Annotated in this window: 13 protein-coding genes and 1 pseudogene; 7 read left to right on the forward strand and 7 right to left on the reverse strand. The window is 57.0% G+C overall.

Annotated elements, in window-relative coordinates; genetic code table 11:
* Positions 1-23 precede the first annotated feature (23 nt).
* The 3 genes from ACLRGG_RS08470 to ACLRGG_RS08480 are packed head-to-tail and all read right to left on the reverse strand — an operon-like array spanning position 24 to position 3758.
* A complete protein-coding gene (locus ACLRGG_RS08470; protein ID WP_416249304.1) occupies positions 24-1763 on the reverse strand; it encodes a M28 family peptidase in 1740 nt (579 codons plus the stop codon).
* Complete coding sequence (locus tag ACLRGG_RS08475; RefSeq protein ID WP_416249305.1) at positions 1750-2553, reverse strand: transporter substrate-binding domain-containing protein; 804 nt, start codon at positions 2551-2553, stop codon at positions 1750-1752. Before ACLRGG_RS08475 ends, ACLRGG_RS08470 begins: the two co-directional genes overlap by 14 nt.
* Positions 2550-3758: a M20 family metallopeptidase gene (locus ACLRGG_RS08480; RefSeq protein ID WP_067710132.1), complete on the reverse strand. Its 1209-nt coding sequence runs from the start codon at positions 3756-3758 to the stop codon at positions 2550-2552. The genes ACLRGG_RS08475 and ACLRGG_RS08480 overlap by 4 nt, the downstream gene beginning before the upstream one ends.
* A 160-nt stretch (positions 3759-3918) precedes the next feature.
* On the opposite strand from ACLRGG_RS08480, the gene ACLRGG_RS08485 reads away from it, so the two are divergent.
* The 3 genes from ACLRGG_RS08485 (at position 3919) to asnB (ending at position 8209) form a co-directional block, all read left to right on the forward strand.
* Complete coding sequence (locus ACLRGG_RS08485; RefSeq protein WP_416249306.1) at positions 3919-4761, forward strand: LysR family transcriptional regulator; 843 nt, start codon at positions 3919-3921, stop codon at positions 4759-4761.
* 114 nt (positions 4762-4875) lie between these two features.
* On the forward strand, positions 4876-5805 hold the full coding sequence (gene metA, locus ACLRGG_RS08490) for a homoserine O-succinyltransferase MetA (RefSeq protein WP_416249307.1): 930 nt from the start codon (positions 4876-4878) through the stop codon (positions 5803-5805).
* Positions 5806-6583: 778 nt separating this feature from the next.
* Positions 6584-8209, forward strand: a complete 1626-nt coding sequence (asnB, locus tag ACLRGG_RS08495) for an asparagine synthase (glutamine-hydrolyzing) (protein ID WP_416249308.1) — start codon at positions 6584-6586, stop codon at positions 8207-8209.
* A gap of 365 nt (positions 8210-8574) precedes the next feature.
* Here the strand turns inward: asnB and ACLRGG_RS08500 are convergent, their stop codons facing one another.
* Positions 8575-8739 carry a hypothetical protein gene (locus tag ACLRGG_RS08500; protein WP_416249309.1) on the reverse strand — a complete coding sequence of 55 codons (165 nt, stop codon included), beginning with the start codon at positions 8737-8739 and terminating at the stop codon, positions 8575-8577.
* Between the two features lie 870 nt (positions 8740-9609).
* Between ACLRGG_RS08500 and aceB the strand changes: the two genes are divergently transcribed.
* The 3 genes and pseudogenes from aceB (at position 9610) to aceK (ending at position 14471) form a co-directional block, all read left to right on the forward strand.
* Positions 9610-11208, forward strand: a complete 1599-nt coding sequence (gene aceB, locus ACLRGG_RS08505) for a malate synthase A (protein ID WP_416249310.1) — start codon at positions 9610-9612, stop codon at positions 11206-11208.
* Between the two features lie 32 nt (positions 11209-11240).
* Positions 11241-12545, forward strand: coding sequence for an isocitrate lyase (gene aceA / locus ACLRGG_RS08510; RefSeq protein WP_416249311.1), 1305 nt, complete (start codon positions 11241-11243; stop codon positions 12543-12545).
* Positions 12546-12726: 181 nt separating this feature from the next.
* A pseudogene (gene aceK, locus ACLRGG_RS08515) lies at positions 12727-14471 on the forward strand (bifunctional isocitrate dehydrogenase kinase/phosphatase).
* On the opposite strand, the gene ACLRGG_RS08520 reads toward aceK, so the two are convergent.
* Both ACLRGG_RS08520 and edd read right to left on the reverse strand, forming a co-directional pair.
* Positions 14423-15058 (reverse strand): bifunctional 4-hydroxy-2-oxoglutarate aldolase/2-dehydro-3-deoxy-phosphogluconate aldolase, encoded by a 636-nt coding sequence (locus ACLRGG_RS08520; RefSeq protein WP_416249312.1) that lies wholly within the window; start codon positions 15056-15058, stop codon positions 14423-14425. The pseudogene aceK and the gene ACLRGG_RS08520 overlap by 49 nt on opposite strands.
* Before the next feature lie 12 nt (positions 15059-15070).
* Positions 15071-16891, reverse strand: coding sequence for a phosphogluconate dehydratase (gene edd, locus ACLRGG_RS08525; RefSeq protein WP_416249313.1), 1821 nt, complete (start codon positions 16889-16891; stop codon positions 15071-15073).
* Positions 16892-17237: 346 nt separating this feature from the next.
* On the opposite strand from edd, the gene ACLRGG_RS08530 reads away from it, so the two are divergent.
* A complete protein-coding gene (locus tag ACLRGG_RS08530) occupies positions 17238-18632 on the forward strand; it encodes an MATE family efflux transporter (RefSeq protein ID WP_416249314.1) in 1395 nt (464 codons plus the stop codon).
* A 122-nt stretch (positions 18633-18754) separates the two neighbouring features.
* Here ACLRGG_RS08530 and ACLRGG_RS08535 read toward each other — a convergent pair whose 3' ends face one another.
* Positions 18755-19363, reverse strand: coding sequence for a MaoC/PaaZ C-terminal domain-containing protein (locus tag ACLRGG_RS08535; RefSeq protein WP_416249315.1), 609 nt, complete (start codon positions 19361-19363; stop codon positions 18755-18757).
* Positions 19364-19376: the final 13 nt, after the last annotated feature.

Consider the following 19376-nt stretch of genomic DNA (forward strand, 5'->3'; position numbering starts at 1 on the left):
TGCGTTTTGGGACCGGGAAATTCTTACTGTGAGTAATCAGGGCCACTGCAAACACGGAGCACATGGGCACTCTGCATGAGCAGGCTCAGCGCCCTGCTGCGCTGTCGGGTAAACTGGGTGGCCAGCATCAAAAATGTGGCGGCTGAAGTGTTGTGGTGAAAACGATCGCGAAGAAGCTGCAGGCCGGGAAAGGCACCGCCGTGGTAGCTATAATCGTAATGGAAATCATCGGTTGAGCTGTAGCGGACGCGGTGCCACAGCGCAATCGCCTGCTTTATCTCCTCTTGCCGTGCCCCGCAATCCTGCCAGCGGCCCAAATCCTTTACCTGCTGCTGCAAAGCCAGCAACGCGTCTCTCACCGGTGAAAGATCAAACTGCGGATCCAAAGCAGACTGAAGCCGATCCAGTTCCTCTGTAAGCCGCTCCAGATAGCCACCGGGATCCAGCGGCAGGCACACTTTATATAACAGCTGTGCAAGCCAGCGCGTATGGATCCGGCAGTCCCTCAACAGCAGGCAAGTGTCCACTTTATCACGCGTGTCGGCTTCGGTATGCCACCACCATCCTCCACCGCTTCCCGGAGAGTGGCTGGTACGAATGCCCGGCTCCACGCGAAAGGCGAAATGCAAAGGAATACCACATCCCCAGAACGACTGATCGCCCCCTTTACCCAATGGAGTGATACGCCGTGCCGCTGTGCCGGTTTCGTGAATAATCGCCTGATTGAGAAAGTCGAATGATTCAGCTCCGCTGGCATTCACCACCACCTCCGTCGCATCTTTACAGCCGGGAGAGTCGACATTGATATGTGCGATGCACTTCTGCTGTAACTCCTCGCGATAGCGATCGGCATACCAGGTCGATCCGCCATAGCGGGCATTAGAATGGCCCGGCCACCAGGCAATACGCAGGCCTCTTTTCATCTGGGGTGAACGATGAAACCAGGCGGCCATTGCCAGGCAGAGTGCGTTACCCGTCGCATTATCCGTCAGACCCTGATGCCATGAGTCATAGTGAGAGGAAAGCAGCACAAATTCGTCGATCTCACCGGGTATATCGACAACAGGCAGGCTACAGTCGACAACATGTACATTAAGCCGGGTCACTAACCGTGCGGTAACAGGGTGGGCCTGCCGATCAAGATTTTCCAGTAACGATCGGCCCTGTCTTTGATTGATACAGACTACCGGCAGGGAAGGGTAGCGTATACCATCGTCGGGAACAGGCGTTCCCCAGATGGGGCCAACGGTCTCTTCATGCAGTGCTTCTTCTGCCGAACCCCAGATATGCACCAGCCCAAGTGCCCCGGCGCGACATAGCTGTTGCACATAGTCCTCCAGGCCGCGATCGGCGACTACGATCCTGCCCCGAACGGTATTCTGCCAGGCAGCAAGCTCGCTGTCGGGAAGGGTCTCCTGCGATCGGCTGTCATAATAAAGAGGGCCAGCGATCCCTTCAGGGCAATGAGCAGAAAAGGAGCGCGTTTTAGCGCTCGCCTGCCAGTGCGGAAAGTCGGGCAGTTCCAGCGTGCCCAGAACGGGATCGCTCAGCAATAACGGACAGATTTCACGACGGGGCGTAAGACCGAGTGCGGAAAGCTGTTCTATAAGACTATCCGCTGCACGCTCCGCATCAACGCTGCCGGACAGCCGATGCAGAGGCTCAAAAGCATCCAGCAGCCCCTCCATCAGCGGTAGCAGTACGTCCGTATCGGCATCAGAATGGAGAGGAAATGCGGCGTTCTCCGGCTTATTGAGCGGCATCGGATGCCTTAACTGGCGTCACCTTCATCTCGATATCGCCAAAATAGTGCTGCTTGATCTTCTCCCACGTTCCATCAGCCACAATCTTCGCCAGCCCCTGATTGAGCAGGGTCAGGGTTTTCTCATCGCCCTTGCGAACGCCGTAAGCGGAACCTCTGCTAAAGAGCACGTCATCACGCACTTCCGGCCCGGTCAGGGTAAAATCCTTCCCTTCCGGCTTTTGCAAAAACCCAAAGGTCACCGCTACGGCTGGCGCAAGCGACCCGTCGAGCCTGCCCGCCGCTAAATCCTGATAAATCACATCCTGGTCAGGATAGGTCTTGACCACGACACCGGCTGGTGCCCAGTATTTATTCGCATACATCTCCTGAATCGAACCCTGCTGTACGGCAATGTTTTTGCCTTTAAGCGATTCTGGGGTAGGCAGCAGATTCACCCCTTTACGGGCAACCAGCTGAGAGGGGATGTGGAAGATGAAATCACTGAAGTCGATCGATTTTTTCCGCTTCACGGTAGCACCCAGCGGTGAGATAAAATCAACCTTCTTCGCCAGCAGCGAGGGGATCTCAGCATCAAAGCTGCTAACCACGTATTCGCACTTCACCTCTACGGCTTTGCATACGGCATTGGTAATATCGATTTCAAAGCCGGTTGGCTTGCCGTTGACATCGCGGAACTGAAAAGGCGGGTAGGTGAGATCTGCGCCGACGCGAAGTGTTTCACCTGCTGCCATAGCGGACGAACAACTCAGGGCCAGTGCGGCCAGCATGACTATTCGGGATTTGATCATGACTTTTCTCCTGCCGCATTCGTTTGTGACTGCCATTGCGTAAATTCATCTCTTACCGCTCGTAGCGTATCTGCATCATGACAAAGATCGAATGTCGTCATGGCCAGCGCTTTGGCTGCGGTTATCATCGTCGCCAGGCCAGCCGGGGATCCCGCAGCGACGGCAAATTCCGGCGTATGCGGCGTAACATCGCCGATGCGCAAATAGGGGTGGATTGCCGCAGTGACCTGACTCACGTTGCCAATATCCGACGAGCCCACGCCGCCGCCCGCGGGCGGATCGTTACTCTCCACGCCCAGCAGCGCAAGATTACGGGTGAAGCTGGCTGCCAGCGCCAGATTATTATTGCGCTCGGCATATACCAGCCCTTCCTCAATTTCTACCCGCGCACCGGTCATTTCAGCGGCGCCGGTCACCGCGGCATAGACTTTACGACGCACCTCTGCCAGCCCGCCGACCGTTGCGGCGCGCAGGATAAATTTTGCTTCAGCATAGGCGGGAACAATATTTGCTGCGCTGCCGCCGTGGGTGATAACACCGTGCACGCGAACATCATCGGTAAAGAACTGACGCAGTGCGTTAATACCGTTAAAGCTGTGGATCACCGCATCCAGCGCGCTAATGCCCAGCTGCGGTGCCGAGGCAGCGTGAGCCGCCTTACCAAAGAACTTAAAGGTCGCGTCGTAACAGGCCAGCGCACCGCGCACCACCATGTTTTTTTCACGCGGGTGAAACATCATCACCGCATCAATACCTTCAAAAACGCCTTTTTCCACCATGATAATTTTGCCGCCTCCGTCTTCCTCCGCAGGCGTGCCAATTACCTCAATGCGGCCCGTAAAGTCGACGTCAGCAGCTTTGAGCGCCAGCGCGGCCGCTACCGAGGCGGTACCGATCAGGTTATGACCACAGGCATGGCCCAGCTCCGGCAGCGCATCATATTCGGCGAGTAAAGCGATAGTAGGGCCGCCAACGCCCTTTTGCCAGCTGGCCCGAAAGGCCGTTTCCAGCCCGGCCGTCCCGGTTTCAATGGTGAATCCCGCTTCACGCAGGGGAGCGATAAGTTCGCCAGCGGAGCGGTGCTCCTGAAAGCTCAGTTCCGGATTCTTATGCAGACTCAGGGCCAGGCTGTGCAGCGTATCGCCAGCCGCGTCGACGGCATTAATAATTTTATCCTTCTGCGCGCTAATGGTGCGTTCAGACATGTTTTTTCCCCAATCAGGTGCATGTAAATTCTGTAAAACCAGACAGTTATACAGATATAGGCTTTTTTACAGTCAATTCCCAATTGAGCTTTTTTATCACTTGCGTCTCCAGGCCAAAAATTATTTTATGGGGGGCAGAAGTCAGCGGGGGGGAAGCATCATGAATGAGAAAGACTGGTTAATTATTCGTACCGTCTGGCAGTATAAAAATATCACCCGGGCAGCCGGGGAACTTTTTACCTCGCAGCCCGCACTGAGCTATCGTCTCAAACAGATCGAGCGAAAACTCAATATCCGACTTTTTGAACAGAGCGGGCGGGGTTTGACCTTTACGGCTCAGGGGCGCTATCTGGCCCAACATGCCGAAACCGTCATCAGCCAGTTTCAGCAGCTCAGGAACACGCTGCAAAGGCTGGACGGCCCTCAGCAGGGAGAGCTGCGTATTGGCTCATCGAGTAATTTTGCCGCCTGGCGCCTGCCAGCGTTGCTATCCATGTTTAGCGAACGTCACCCCGATATCAGCGTCAGGCTGGAGAGCGGCCTGAGTGAAGAGATCTTTCTGAAGCTACAGCGTGGAGAGATCCATCTGGCGCTGGTTAAAGACGACTACGGCTGGAAAGAGGGCAGGCGGCTGGTCGATGAAGATGATTTCTATCTGATTAGTCGGGGGCCGGTCGATCTCACGCAGCTTCCGCGGCTGCCGCAAATAAAAATTAACCATGGCGGTCATACCACCGGGCTGATAGAGCGATGGTGGAATGCGAGCTATTCGCAGGCACCCCGCGTAACCATGCGGGTGGATAAGCTGGAAGTCTGCCTGGCAATGGTGGAACAGGGGCTGGGCTATGCGATTGTTTCCAGCTACCGTCCGCTGCCCGATACCCTGTGCAGGATGCCGATTGAGGTGGCGGGAGAACCTCTTAAGAGCCGGACCTGGCTGCTTTACCGACACGCCAGCACGGAGGCGCCGGTGATATTGCCCTTTGTTGAGCTTTTTAACTGAGGGAGATGAAAGATTCTCAACTTCCGGATGAGCACTCGACTTTCGCTGGCCATCACGTTATCTTTGGCTGTCTGGATGTCTAAACGTATAAATGGTGAGTTGAGGAAGTAGGTTATGCCAATCAGGGTACCCGATGAATTACCCGCGGTGAATTTTCTGCGCAATGAGAATGTTTTTGTCATGACCTCATCGCGTGCCAGTATTCAGGAAATCCGTCCGCTGAAGGTACTGGTGCTGAACCTGATGCCGAAGAAGATTGAGACGGAAAATCAATTTTTGCGTCTGCTTTCCAATTCTCCTTTGCAGATCGATATTCAACTGTTGCGCATCGACAGCCGCGAGTCGCGCAATACGCCAATGGAGCATCTGAATAACTTCTACTGTAATTTTGAAGATATACAGCACGATAACTTTGATGGTTTGATCGTGACGGGCGCTCCGCTGGGGCTGGTCGATTTTAATGATGTGGCGTACTGGCCGCAGATCCAGCGGGTTCTGCACTGGGCTAAAGAGCATGTGACCTCAACGCTATTTGTCTGCTGGGCGGTTCAGGCGGCGCTGAATATTCTCTATGGCATTCCTAAGCAAACGCGGGAAACCAAGCTGTCAGGCGTTTATGAGCACCAAATTTTGCATCCGCACGCGCTGCTGACGCGGGGGTTTGATGATACTTTTCTGGCCCCGCATTCGCGCTATGCAGATTTCCCCACCCAGCTGCTGCGTGATTACACCGATCTGGATATTTTCGCCGAGTCTGAGCAGACCGGGGCCTATCTGTTTGCCAGTAAGGATAAGCGTCTGGCTTTTGTCACCGGTCATCCCGAATACGATGCGCTAACGCTGGCAGGTGAGTTCCACCGCGATTACGAGGCGGGCCTGAACCCGGAAGTCCCTTATAATTATTTCCCGCAGGATGATCCGACGCTGCCACCGCGGTTCAGCTGGCGCAGCCATGGGAATCTGTTGTTTTTGAACTGGCTGAATTATTACGTTTACCAGATAACCCCGTACGATTTACGTCATATGAATCCAACGCTTGAGTAATGGGCTGTAGGGGCTGCGATATCTGCTGTGCCGGTGGATAATCCCTGCCCGCCGCTCCCTGAGAGCAGCATCCCTGCTGCCCTCGCCCGGCCCTCCGTCTCCGCCGCAGCGCTGCGGAATGCCCGTCAACCGCAGGGATTATCCACCTCTCAGGCTCCTGTAGTGCTGTGAGGAAAACCCTACAACAGTGCTTTGAGCAAAACCCGACAGTTTTCCGCAGGTTTCTGCGTCACTTTCAATAAAACCTACAGTCTTCTGGCGGGCACTCCAGTTTCGTCCCAATTTTGTATGGAATGGTCTCAAATACGCTATTTGCACTCCGCACTATTCGGATCTGCTTTGCACAAGCGCCATGGTTGTTTACTGCCGTCCACTGCGCCAAAGCGGTCAGAACGCTTACGGCCACAGGCAATATAGACCTCCGGGTACCTGTTCGGTTTTCAGTCACACAAGCCCTGTAAGAGCAGATTATGGCTGAACATTAGCATCCTCCATTGCCACTTAAACCCTGAGTATCGCCTGGCGGGTGGTGTTGAATTCAGCGTGCCACTACACTGACACTATTTCCTCCGTGAGGCCGCACCGCTTTCTGAGGCTGAGCAGTTATCTTACCAACCCGTTCCTCGCCAGCCTTTCAGATACTTAGAATGGCCATCAATATTACTCATGGAACGGAATTCCCCCCTGTTTCACTCAGTTGAAGCAGCGGCTCCGTTGACCCACGACGGGAGGCGTTGCCGCCTGGCCAGACTGAAATCATTACCATCAGGAGCATGACATGTGTGGAATTGCAGCACTGTACGGAACCAGTGACGCGGGCAAGGTTGAACTTATGTTAAGTAAAATCCAGCACAGGGGACCGGATGAAACACATGCAACGGTGACTGAACGCTGCTCTTTTGGCATAAATCGCCTGAGTATCATGGATATAGATGGTGGTTCACAGCCATTCCACATCGCAAACGGCACGGTACACCTGGTGTGTAACGGCCAGATATACAATCATGCCGCGTTACGCGCAGACCTGGAAAATGACGTCATTTTCAGCTCAGGGTCTGATGTAGAAGTCATTGCTCATCTTTATCATCAGTATGGTGCTGAGCTACTTCCCCGGCTGGATGGCATGTTCGCTTTTTTTATTTATGACCAGCACAGACAGGACTTTCTTGCCGCCAGGGACAGATTTGGCATAAAACCGCTTTACTATCTTCAACGGGATGGGGCCTGGTTCTTTGCTTCTGAAATTAAGGCACTGCAGGCGCTCAGCGAAGATGCTGCACTGATTAAAGAACTCCCGCCGGGCTGGATGGCAACGTCTGAGGGGATCCGTCCCTGGTTTGATATTAACATAAGCATGCGCCGCTCTGTGCCCGATACACGCCTCGTGCGCGCGCTGCTCGAAGCGTCGGTGGAAAAACACATGCAGGCCGATCCCCAGGTGAAATTCGGCGTATTTCTGTCCGGCGGACTGGATTCAAGTATTATTGCTGCCCTGGCGGCACGTCACCGGCAGGATCTGGTGGCCTTTACCATCGGTATGCCGGGTTCACCGGACACCATCGCCGCGCGTCAGGTTGCCAGTCACCTCGGTATAAGGCTTGTCGAGTGTAGTTTTACCGTGACACAGGCTTTGGCGCAGCTCCGGTGTGCAGTTCAGGTCACAGAGTCATACAATTCAGTGATGGTGCTTGAGGGGCTGATGACAATGCAACTGGCCCAGGCTGCGGCAGAGGAGGGGATAAAGGTAATATTATCGGGCGAAGGCGCAGATGAAATATTCGCGGGCTACGGGCTGCTGCGGCGCGTTCCACCCGCCCGTCTTTCCGGCCAGCTCAAACAATTACTGGGTCATCTCCACAAGACAGAGTGCCGACGTTTGGATCGCGCCACTATGGCCTGTAGCGTTGAAGCCCGTGTACCTTTCCTCGATCCGCTGCTGGTGGAATATGCTGTTAACCTGCCCGCGTCAGGTCTGATCCAGAAAAGCAGCCAGCGGCCGACCGAAAAATGGTTACTGCGCGAAGCCTGCCGGGATTTACTGCCCGAAAACATTCTGCAGCGGGTAAAACTGGCCTTCGATCACGGCAGCGGCATCCTGGCGCTGCTTGATACCCTGGCAGACAGGGTCACTGACGCTGCATTTGAAGAAACGCGCTATCGCTATCCGGCTGCACGTATTGCCAATAAGCCGACGCTGGTCTTTTACTTTATCTGGCGCGATATCTTTGGCGAAACGGGTGGTGCGGGGTCATTTGAGCTTTGCGGCCACTATCCGGTGATGCAGGAAATGATAGATAAACGTACGTCTGAAACAGGTGGAACCGGTGAGTGTGAAGCAGACATCGCCCCGCTCCTTACTGAATGGACTCATCATGCGGCACCGCTGCACAAATCCCGTCCCTGATCATTCGCAGGGGGACAGGAATCTCCGGCTGACAAAGGACATCTGCTTCTGCGTTCCCGGCCCCGCACAGGGGGATGGTATGCCGTAAGGGTTCCGCGGATTGACCAGCCTGAGCGTGTACGCATTGACCTTTGTCGAGACTGTATCAACGTCGAGATGAAACTGATTACATAACGGCAGGATACCCAGACCACTGCGGTGTATGTTCCTGGCCTGATAGTCATCCATCGGGTTCTTCGTCGGGTACATCAGGGCAGGAAGCGGGAGAGGCTCAGACCGGGATACCTTCTTCGCTGACTGCCCGTGCTGCTGCGGTTCGGCACTTGTCCGCTATTCATCTGGGCTTCTATGATATGTATCGGTTCCTAAGGGTGTGGCGGCTCACCGTCTCCTGACCGGTCGCCCTGGCGCAATAACGCGGGCACCGCGAACCAGTAGGTGTCCTGCATACTGGCATAGCAAATCGCGCCCGTTGTTGTTTTGTCTCCGTGATGCCCGAGGCCAATATCAACCCGTTCTTCCCGCCACATAAAACCACTTTTTTTCTTAATGGGTAGTTTAAGGGGGATAACGTAATCGGGGTTTAAAGCCCAACCGTGCGAGATCGTACGCTAAGTGCATTTTTTGAGCAGATTGAGCGAGTAAAGATAACGAGAGTTTTGTTTACTCTTTCCGCTGATGCCAGTAGTCATGCGGTTTTCGGCATATTTTATGTTAATAAACCCGTTAATCAGATCAACGTAAATCTGACTGACCATGCCACGACTTTACGGACTAAAAATCCTATGGCCAGGTTTTTATCATACGTTTCCGTTTAACTGGGCTTCAAACGCCGTTTACCCCCATGTCAGGGGCTGCCTCGATCATACCCACTGTTTTTGGCTAATCCGCTTAGCCACATCAAACAACAAAGAAACTATCAATGGCTTAAATTACAGCCAGTACATTGCAAAAGGAATATCCTGAACCGCTTCAACCTACAGCGAGCATATTGTAAAAGGCCCCTCCCGTAGGCGATACCCCCGAACTTTGCAGCCCCCCGGCCTTTGCAGCACCGGGCCCTAACCGCAGGCGACCCCCCGGACCTTCGCAGCACCGGACACCCCGGCCAACTTCAGAGCCCTTTCCCCTGCTTTTTTCTACTCATCCCCGGCCCGAACGCATTGACCCTGACGCCCCCAGGACGCAATCCCCTTATATGAAAACCCCTTCCTTTCATAAATAAACTTTATTAATCCGAAAATCATAAAGTTACAACACTCGCTCATTAAAAATGGAAATAGTTTTTGATTTAAGAAATCGAATGATTATATTTGGAACAGCCGGTCAATAAATACACAGCGGCAAAACAGGCCCGCGTCGGGACGCAGGCAAACAGCTTAGATGACGGGAGTGGAGCAATGACACAACAGGTTATCAGCCGGGAACTGGCGTTCCAGCGCACTTTTGGCAGGGCCGAAAAAGAGATTCTTACCGATGAGGCCATCGACTTTCTTAGCGCGCTGGTGGCGCAATTCAGCCCCCAGCGGAAGGCGTTACTGGAAGAAAGAGAACGAACGCAGGCGCGTTATGACGACGGTGAACTTCCAGGCTTTCTTTTGGAAACCGATTCCATTAAAAATGGCGACTGGAAAATCCGCCCGATTCCAACCGATCTTCAGCGTCGCCGGGTGGAAATTACCGGGCCCGTTGAACGCAAAATGATCATCAATGCGTTAAACGCCAACGTTGACGTCTTTATGGCAGATTTTGAGGACTCGCTGGCGCCCAGCTGGGAAAAAGTGATAGAGGGACAAATCAATCTGCGTGATGCAGTCAACGGCACCATCAGCTACAGCAATGAGGCGGGCAAAATCTATCAGCTCAAGCCCGATCCGGCGGTGCTGGTATGCCGCGTCCGTGGCCTGCATCTGCCGGAAAAGCACGTCACCTGGCAGGGCGAGCCGATCCCCGCCAGCCTGTTCGACTTTGCGCTCTACTTCTTCCATAACGTTGAGGCCCTGCTGGCGAAAGGCAGCGGGCCCTACTTCTACCTGCCAAAAACCCAGAGCTGGCAGGAGGCCGCATGGTGGCATCGCGTCTTTAGCTACGCTGAAGATCGTTTCAGCCTGCCGCGCGGCACCATCAGGGTCACGCTGCTGATTGAAACGCTGCCCGCCGTATTTCAGATGGACGAAATCCTGTTTCATCTTCGCGACCATATCGTCGGTCTCAACTGCGGCCGCTGGGATTACATCTTCAGCTACATCAAAACCCTGAAAAACCACCCGGATCGCGTCCTGCCCGACCGCCAGCTGGTGACGATGGATAAAGGGTTTCTTGATGCCTACTCCCGCCTGCTGATTAAAATCTGCCACCGACGCGGCGCTTTTGCGATGGGCGGCATGGCGGCGTTTATCCCCAGCAAAGATGCCGAACGCAATCAGTGGGTACTTAACCGCGTGCGGGCTGACAAAGCACGTGAGGCGGCTAACGGACACGATGGTACCTGGATCGCCCATCCGGGACTGGCGGACGCCGTTATGACGCTCTTCAGCGACGCGCTGGGCGACAGGCAAAACCAGCTCGACGTGCTGCGCGAGGACGATCCCCCGATTACCGCGGAACAGCTGCTGGAACCCTGTGCCGGTGAGCGCACGGAAGCGGGGATGCGCGCCAACATCCGCGTGGCAGTGCAATACATCGAGGCCTGGATCTCGGGTAACGGCTGCGTGCCGGTTTACGGCCTGATGGAAGATGCCGCGACGGCTGAAATCTCCCGTACCTCAATCTGGCAGTGGATCCGCCATGGCAAAACGCTGCAAAGCGGCGAGGTGGTCACCGCTGCGCTGTTCCGCCAGATGCTGGCAGAAGAGATGCGCGTCATTCAGGAGGAGCTGGGGGACCAGCGCTACTGTCAGGGGCGCTTTAGCGAAGCGGCCGACCTGATGGAACACATAACCACTGAATCCGGATTGATCGAATTCCTGACGCTGCCGGGTTATCGCTTACTTCACTGATCTCCCCCTTTAATCAAAAAGAGGCACCCGCTATGACTTCTCGTACCCAACAGACTGAGCAGATAGAACAGAGCTGGCAAACCGCACGCTGGGAGGGCATTACCCGCCCGTATAGCGCAGAGGAGGTGGTAAAACTGCGGGGATCGATCGTCCCGGCCTGTACGCTGGCACAGCTCGGCGCGGAAAAACTCTGGTCGCTGCTGAACGGCGGCGCGAAGAAGGGCTACATCAACAGCCTGGGCGCGCTCACCGGCGGGCAGGCGCTCCAGCAGGCGAAAGCGGGCATTGAGGCTGTCTATCTCTCCGGGTGGCAGGTGGCAGCGGATGCTAACCTCGCTGGCAGCATGTATCCCGACCAGTCCCTCTACCCGGCCAACTCGGTGCCGAACGTGGTCGAACGAATCAATAATACCTTTCAGCGCGCTGACCAGATCCAGTGGGCCAGCGAAATAGCGCCGGAGGATCCGCGCTACGTCGATTACTACCTGCCCATCGTGGCCGACGCCGAGGCGGGATTTGGCGGCGTGCTCAACGCATTTGAGCTGATGAAAGCGATGATCCAGGCCGGTGCCGGCGGCGTCCATTTTGAAGATCAGCTCGCCTCCGCAAAGAAGTGCGGCCATATGGGCGGTAAAGTATTAGTGCCAACCCAGGAAGCGATCCAGAAGCTGGTGGCGGCCAGGCTGGCAGCCGACGTGATGGGCGTGCCGACGGTGCTGATAGCGCGTACCGATGCCGACGCCGCCGACCTGATCACCTCTGACTGTGACCCGTACGACGGCGAATTTATTACCGGCGAGCGCACGCCGGAAGGATTCTTCCGTACGCGGGCCGGAGTGGATCAGGCGATCAGCCGTGGGCTGGCCTACGCGCCCTATGCTGACGTGCTGTGGTGCGAAACCTCCACGCCCGACCTGGCGGCGGCGAAGCGCTTTGCGGAGGCCATCCATGCGCGCTTCCCCGGAAAACTGCTGGCCTATAACTGTTCGCCCTCGTTTAACTGGAAGAAAAATCTTGATGACTGCACCATCGCGCATTTCCAGCAGTCGCTGGCGGAGATGGGCTATCGCTTCCAGTTTATTACCCTGGCAGGCATCCACAGCATGTGGTTCAACATGTTCGACCTGGCGCAGGCTTACGCGCAGGGCGAGGGGATGCGCCACTACGTTGAAAAAGTGCAGCAGCCGGAATTTTCCGCGCGCGAGCAGGGCTACAGCTTCTCCTCGCACCAGCAGGAGGTGGGCACCGGCTACTTCGACAGCGTCACCACCATTATTCAGGGGGGCGTCTCCTCCGTGACCGCGCTGACTGGCTCAACCGAAGAGCAGCAGTTCTGACTGAGACAGCGGGCGCTTCAGGCGTATCTGCGCCAGACGTGTCTTAGCGGCCGCAGTGGTGATGGATTTCAGGCATACCCGCACCTGATATCTCAGCGCCGCAGACGTGACGCATTGCAAACGTCATCGCGCCTGAGCGGCTGACCCAAAGCAGCCGGTCAGACGGGGTAGAGGGGGAGCTATGGCACACCTGGAAACGCTGGTCGCTCAAACCATTCTTCAGGGGTTCGATGCGCAGTATGGACGCTTTCTGGATATCACGGCGGGCGCTCAGCACCGTTTCGAGCAGGCTGACTGGATGGCCGTGCAGGCGGCGATGAAAGCGCGTATTCATCTGTACGATCGCCACGTCGGGCTGGTGGTTGAGCAACTGCGCTGCATCACCGGCCAGCAGGCCTTTGACGGTGGTTTTCTGCTGCGGGTAAAGGCGCTGTACACCGATATGCTGGCCGACTACCCGCGTTTTGAGATCGCCGAAAGCTTCTTCAATTCGGTTTACTGCCGTCTGTATGGCCATCAGCTTCTGACGCCCGAGCGGCTGTTTATTTTCAGCTCCCAGCCCGAGGGGCGCTTCCGCGCGATCCCGCGTCCGCTGGCAAAAGAATTTTGCGCTGAAAACGGCTGGACGTCGCTGCTGGAAGGCGTGCTGAGCGAGCTACCCCTGCGTCTGCCCTGGCAGGACAGGACGCGGGACATTGCTTATGTCGTCGCGCATCTGCATGAAAATTTCCCGGCGCAGGAGCTGGCGTCAGGGCGGTTGCAGGTTTTTCAGGAGCTTTTCTACCGCAACAAAGCCGCCTGGCTGATAGGCAAACTGCATCTGCCCTCCGGCGTGTATGCCTTCCTCCTGCCGCTGCATCGCAGCGAGGCGGGGGAGCTGCTGATTGACACCTGCCTGACCCGCAAGCGTGAAGCCAGCATCGTCTTTGGCTTCGCCCGCGCTTACTTTATGGTCTATGCCCCGCTGCCTGCGGCGCTGGTGGCGTGGCTGCGGGAGATCCTGCCGGAGAAAACTACCGCCGAGCTGTATATGGCTATCGGCTGTCAGAAGCATGGCAAAACGGAGTGCTATCGCGAATATCTCACTGCGATCGCCACCACCCAGGACAGGTTTATGATTGCGCCCGGCGTCAGAGGGCTGGTGATGCTGGTATTTACCCTGCCGGGCTACGATCGGGTGTTCAAAGTGATTAAGGATCGGTTTGCCCCGCAGAAGGAGGTGACCCCGGAGCGGGTGCGGCAGTGCTACCAGCTGGTGAAGGAGCACGATCGGGTAGGCAGGATGGCCGACACGCAGGAGTTTGAACACTTCGCCATTGAGCGCGCGCGAATAAGCGATGAGCTGCTGACTGAAATGCAGGCGATCGCCGGGAAGCTACGCATTGACGGCGACAGGCTGATTATCAGCCACCTTTATCTGGAACGACGGATGACGCCGCTTAACCTCTGGCTGGAGCAGGCCAGCGGGCAGCAGCGGCGCGAGGCCATTGAGGAGTATGGGAATGCGGTCAGGCAGCTGGCGGCGGCCAATATTTTTCCTGGCGACCTGCTGTATAAGAACTTTGGCGTCACCCGCCATGGCCGGGTGGTGTTTTACGATTATGACGAGATCAGCGCGATGACGGAGGTGAACTTCCGCGATATCCCGGCGGCCCGCTACCCGGAAGATGAGCTGAGTCACGAGCCCTGGTATAGCGTGTCGCCGGAGGATATTTTCCCGGAGGAGTTTCGTCACTATCTCTGCGCCGATCCGGCCATCGCCGCGCTGTTTGATGAGATGCACAGCGAGCTGTTTAGCGCGGCCTACAGCAGCGCATCCGCGAAGGCCATATAGAGGATGTCTACGCCTATCGCCGTCGGCAGCGCTTCTGTCAGCGCTACGCTGCGCCAACCGCCTCACGCGCCAGCGTGGTAATCCGCGCGTAATCGCCCGCCTCCAGTGCGCTGGCGGGCACCAGCCAGGATCCGCCGATACAGAGCACGCTTTTCAGCGCCAGATAGTCGCGGAAGTTGGCAGGAGAGATCCCCCCGGTGGGGCAGAAACGCACCTGTGGGAAGGGACCGGCGATGGCCTGGAGCGCCTTAACGCCGCCGTTAGCCTCGGCCGGGAAAAATTTAAACTCACGCAGGCCATGATCCATGCCCAGCATCAGCTCTGAAACGGTGCTGATCCCCGGGATCAGAGGGATCGTTCCGGCGCAGGCGGTGTCGAGCAGCGCCGGGGTCAGGCCGGGACTGATGGCGAACTGCGCGCCCGCCTCCGTCACCTGGCGCAGCTGTTGCGGATTGATGACGGTTCCGGCCCCAACGATCGCCTCAGGCACTTCCCGGGCGATGGCGCGAATCGCCTCCAGGGCGCAGGCGGTGCGCAGGGTTACCTCCAGCACGCGCACGCCACCCGCGACCAGCGCCCGGGCCATCGGCACCGCATGCTCCAGCCTGTTCAGGACAATCACCGGTACGACCGGACCGGCGGTCAGGATAGTTTCAGCACTCGTTTTCCAGTTTTTCATCTGATGGTTCCCTTAAAATTTGATGCAGCAGGCGCCCTGTTCGGCCCCGGAAAGCTGGCTGCGCAGCGCGCCAAACAGCTCGCGGCCACAGCCAGTATGTTCTGTGCTGAGATCGGGCTGATCGGCGTCACGTGCGGCCAGCGCCGCGTCACTCACCAGCAGCGTTAGCTCGCCCGTGCGGCCATCCACCCGGATGCGATCGCCATTGCGCACTTTCGCCAGCATACCGCCAGTAAAGGCTTCCGGCGTAACGTGAATGGCGGAAGGTACCTTACCCGATGCGCCGGAAAGACGTCCATCGGTCACCAGCGCCACGCTAAATCCGCGATCCAGCAGCACGCCCAGCGGTGGCATCAGCTTGTGCAGCTCCGGCATACCGTTGGCCTGCGGACCCTGAAAGCGCACCACCACCACGCAGTCCTTATTCAGCTCGCCCGCCTCGAACGCGGGCTGGATATCGTGCTGACTGTTAAACACCACGGCGGGAGCTTCAATCAGCTGATGGTCTGCCGGGACGGCGGAGGTTTTCATCACCGCGCGGCCCAGATTCCCCGACATCACCTTTGTCCCGCCGTGCTGTTCAAACGGTCCTGCCACGCGGGCAATCACCTTATCGTCCAGCGATGCCGTCGGACCGTCGCGCCATGCCAGCTGACCCTTTTCGAGCCATGGCTCCTGGGTATAGCGTTCAAGACCGTAACCGGCCACGGTATTGACCTCGTTATGCAGCAGCCCATGGTCAAGCAGCTCGCGAACAACCAGCGCGACGCCACCCGCCGCGTGGAACTGGTTAATATCCGCCGGGCCGTTAGGGTAAATCCGACACAGCAATGGCACCGCTTCTGACAGCCCGGAGAAGTCGTCCCAGTTAATCAGTATGCCTGCGGCCTGCGCCATGGCAACCAGATGCATGGTCAGATTTGTCGAGCCGCCGGTTGCCAGCAGTCCAACAATGCCGTTAACGATGACTTTCTCATCCACCAGCCTGCCAACGGGCATATAGCTGCCCGCGCTGCTGGTCAGACGGGTAACCTGGCGGGCAGCGGCATCGGTCAGCGCCTCGCGCAGTGGCGTATCAGGATGCACAAAAGAGGCGCCGGGCAGATGCAGCCCCATCATCTCCATCACCATCTGGTTGGCGTTGGCGGTGCCATAAAAGGTACAGGTGCCGATACCATGATAGGAAGCCGCTTCGGCGTCAAGCAGGGCGCGGCGATCGACCTTACCTTCCACATAGAGCTGGCGAATGCGGACTTTCTCCTTATTGGGCAGGCCGCTGTTCATCGGGCCAGAGGGAATGAACACCGCCGGAAGATGGCCAAAGGAGAGTGCGGCCATCACCAGGCCGGGGACAATTTTGTCGCAGATACCGAGGAACAGCGCCCCGTCGAACATATTATGAGAGAGGCCTACCGCGGCAGACATCGCGATGATATCGCGGCTCATCAGCGACAGCTCCATCCCGTCCTGGCCCTGGGTCACGCCGTCGCACATCGCCGGTACGCCGCCAGCGACCTGGCCAACCGCCCCCACCTCGCGCAGCGCACGCCGGATTTTCTCCGGGTAGTGCTCGTAGGGCTGGTGGGCGGAGAGCATATCGTTATAGGCGGTAATGATGGCGATATCGCTGTGAACCATATTCTTCAGCGCCGCCTTATCATCCGGCTGGCAGGCCGCAAACCCGTGGGCCAGGTTGCCGCAGGTGAGCATGGATCGGTGAACGGTATGGTCGCGCGCAGCGTCGATACGGGCGAGGTAGCGGCTGCGGGTGGCGGCAGAGCGTTTAATAATACGCTGGGTAACGCGGTTTAGCGTGCTGTTGAGAAGGTTCATTGCCCGGCTCCCCTGAGGAAAAAGCATAATGCCCGGCCTGTTTGTTACCGGTAACATTTGGTGATGACTATTGTTGTAGGAAAGTTCGCCACGTGCAATCGGAAGCGATAACCAATCGACCTCTTTATGATCTTGTGCAAGTTTTCGTGCAGCAGATATCAAAGGGGCACATGCCGACGCTATCTGGGCTAATGTGACAGCGGCCTCATAAATGCATTTAGGATCAATAACGCATTCAGTAGTGGCAATTTATCAAAAATACTTCAATATTCTTGAGGTTTACTGCTGCTCCGCTCGCCAGCGTGCGGGGCGATTCGCTACTAATTACAGGTTGAGGAATTGACTCTTGGCTTCCGCCGTCACTGACAATGCACCGAATACTCTGCTGGAAGGATCGATACTGCGCTCCCTGCTGAAAATCGCCATACCGGTTATTTTATCTAATCTTTTACAGTCCGGGTATATCACGGTGGACGCGTTCTGGGTTGGGCGCCTGGGCGATAAGGCCGTGGCGGCGATCTCGGTCAGTCAGCCGATCTTCTTTCTGGCTTTTGCGATGGGAATTGGCCTGAGCGTGGCCGGGTCTACGCTGGTGGCCCAGTGCATCGGCGCCGGGCTGCAACGCCTCGCCGATGAGATTGCCGCTCAGGTGCTGCTGCTGGCGTGGCTGTTTGCACTTCCCGTCTCGCTGGCAGGCGAGCTGCTGGCCCCGTGGATCCTGCACCGGCTGGGAACCGAGGCGGATGTGATGGCTGCAGCGCTCAGCTTTTTGCGCATCACCCTGGGCGGCCTGGTCTTTACCTTTGGTTTTTCAATGCTGCAATCGCTGATGCGCGGAGCAGGGGAAGTGCGTATCCCGCTGTTAATCACCCTCGGCACGCTGATCCTTAATGCGGTTATCGCGCCGCTGTTTATCTTCGGCTGGGGCATTATCCCCGCTTTTGGCGTGACCGGGGCGGGTATCGCGACGCTGATCAACCAGTGCCTTGCGATGGGGGTGGGGCTGCTCTTTGCACGCTATGGCCGGGTGGGGATCACCATTCACCTGCGGGCGATGAAGCCCCGGCTGGAAACCATCAGCCGCGCGTTTCGCCTCGGGCTGCCATCATCCATTGAGCTGGTGACCTATGCGCTGAGCGCCAACGTGATGATGTTTATGGTGACGCTGCTGGGCACGGTGGTGACCGCATCCTACGGGGTGGTTAACAATATTAATGCGCTGGTTATCGTCCCGGCGATTGGCATGTCGATAGCCACCTCTGCGCTGGTTGGGCAGAACATTGGGGCCGGGCAGTTTGAGCGCGCCCGCGCCATCGGACGCCTGAGCGCGATCATTTCGTTTTGCGGACTGAGCGCCGTCGGCCTGCTGGCATTTGTCTTTGCGCCTTCTCTCATCGCGTTCTTTACGCCCGGTCAGCAGAGCATCATCCATTATGGCTCGCAGTTCCTGCATACCATTGCCCCCAGCTACGGGTTGATTGGCCTGCAAATGGCGCTCTGCGGTACCTTCCGGGCGGCAGGGCGTACCATGACCACTATGACGCTGGCAATGATCTCGCAGTGGCTGGTTCAAATCCCGCTGGCGTGGGTACTGTCGCACAATACCGCGCTGGGTATCGCCGGGCTGTGGTGGGCCTTTCCGCTCACCAACCTGTTTATGGCGGTGATGACCATCCTGTGGTTTAACCGAACGGACTGGCAGAACACACGGGTCATCAAATACGCGACCGCAGACGAGTAGCTTCGCCGGTTATTCTGTGAGCTGATAGCGCTAAGATGCCTCCACCGCCTTGCGGCGGCGGCACGATGATCGCGCGGGCTGATTTGCTGAGATTAACCCGCCGCATCTCTGCGACCGAAGGGCTATTTCAGGATCAGCAGGTTCCCCATCAGATCCTGACGCAGGCGGTTGTCCTGCCCGAAGGTGCAGATGTGAATTTTCACCCGTGCCCTGTCCAGCCGCAACGGGCAGGGCGCAATCTCGGTGATTTTAGCTTTAATACGCAAAATATCGCCGGGCCGCGTCGGCCTGGGCCAGCTAATTTTTTCGACCCCGGTCCCGATAATGCCGTTCGCCAGCGGAAGACTTTTTACCAGCAGATTCATGGTAATTCCCACGGTATGCCATCCGCTGGCGGCCAGGCCATTAAAAATAGAATCCCTCGCCAGCTCGTCGTCCATATGAAAGGGTTGAGGATCGTATTTTTTTGAAAATTCGATGATTTCATCTGCGCCGACGTAATACTCGGCGCTGTGAAACACCTGGCCTACGTTAAGATCGCAAAAATGCAGCCGGAGCGGGGCAGACTCAGTCGCCGCCGCCCGACCTGCTGCCGTCACCGGGTTTCTTGCTGTCGCCGCACTCCCTGCCGTCACCGGGTTTCTTGCTGTCGCCGCACTCCCTGCCGCCAGCGCGTTTCCCGTGGTCGGCGTACTCCCCGGCGCGCCGCTATTACCTCGGCCTGAAGCCATTTTTACCGCATTT

Origin of the sequence: Erwinia sp. PPS120 (genome assembly GCF_047918655.1) — a bacterium.
GTDB classification, from domain to species: Bacteria; Pseudomonadota; Gammaproteobacteria; order Enterobacterales; family Enterobacteriaceae; genus Erwinia; species Erwinia tasmaniensis_A.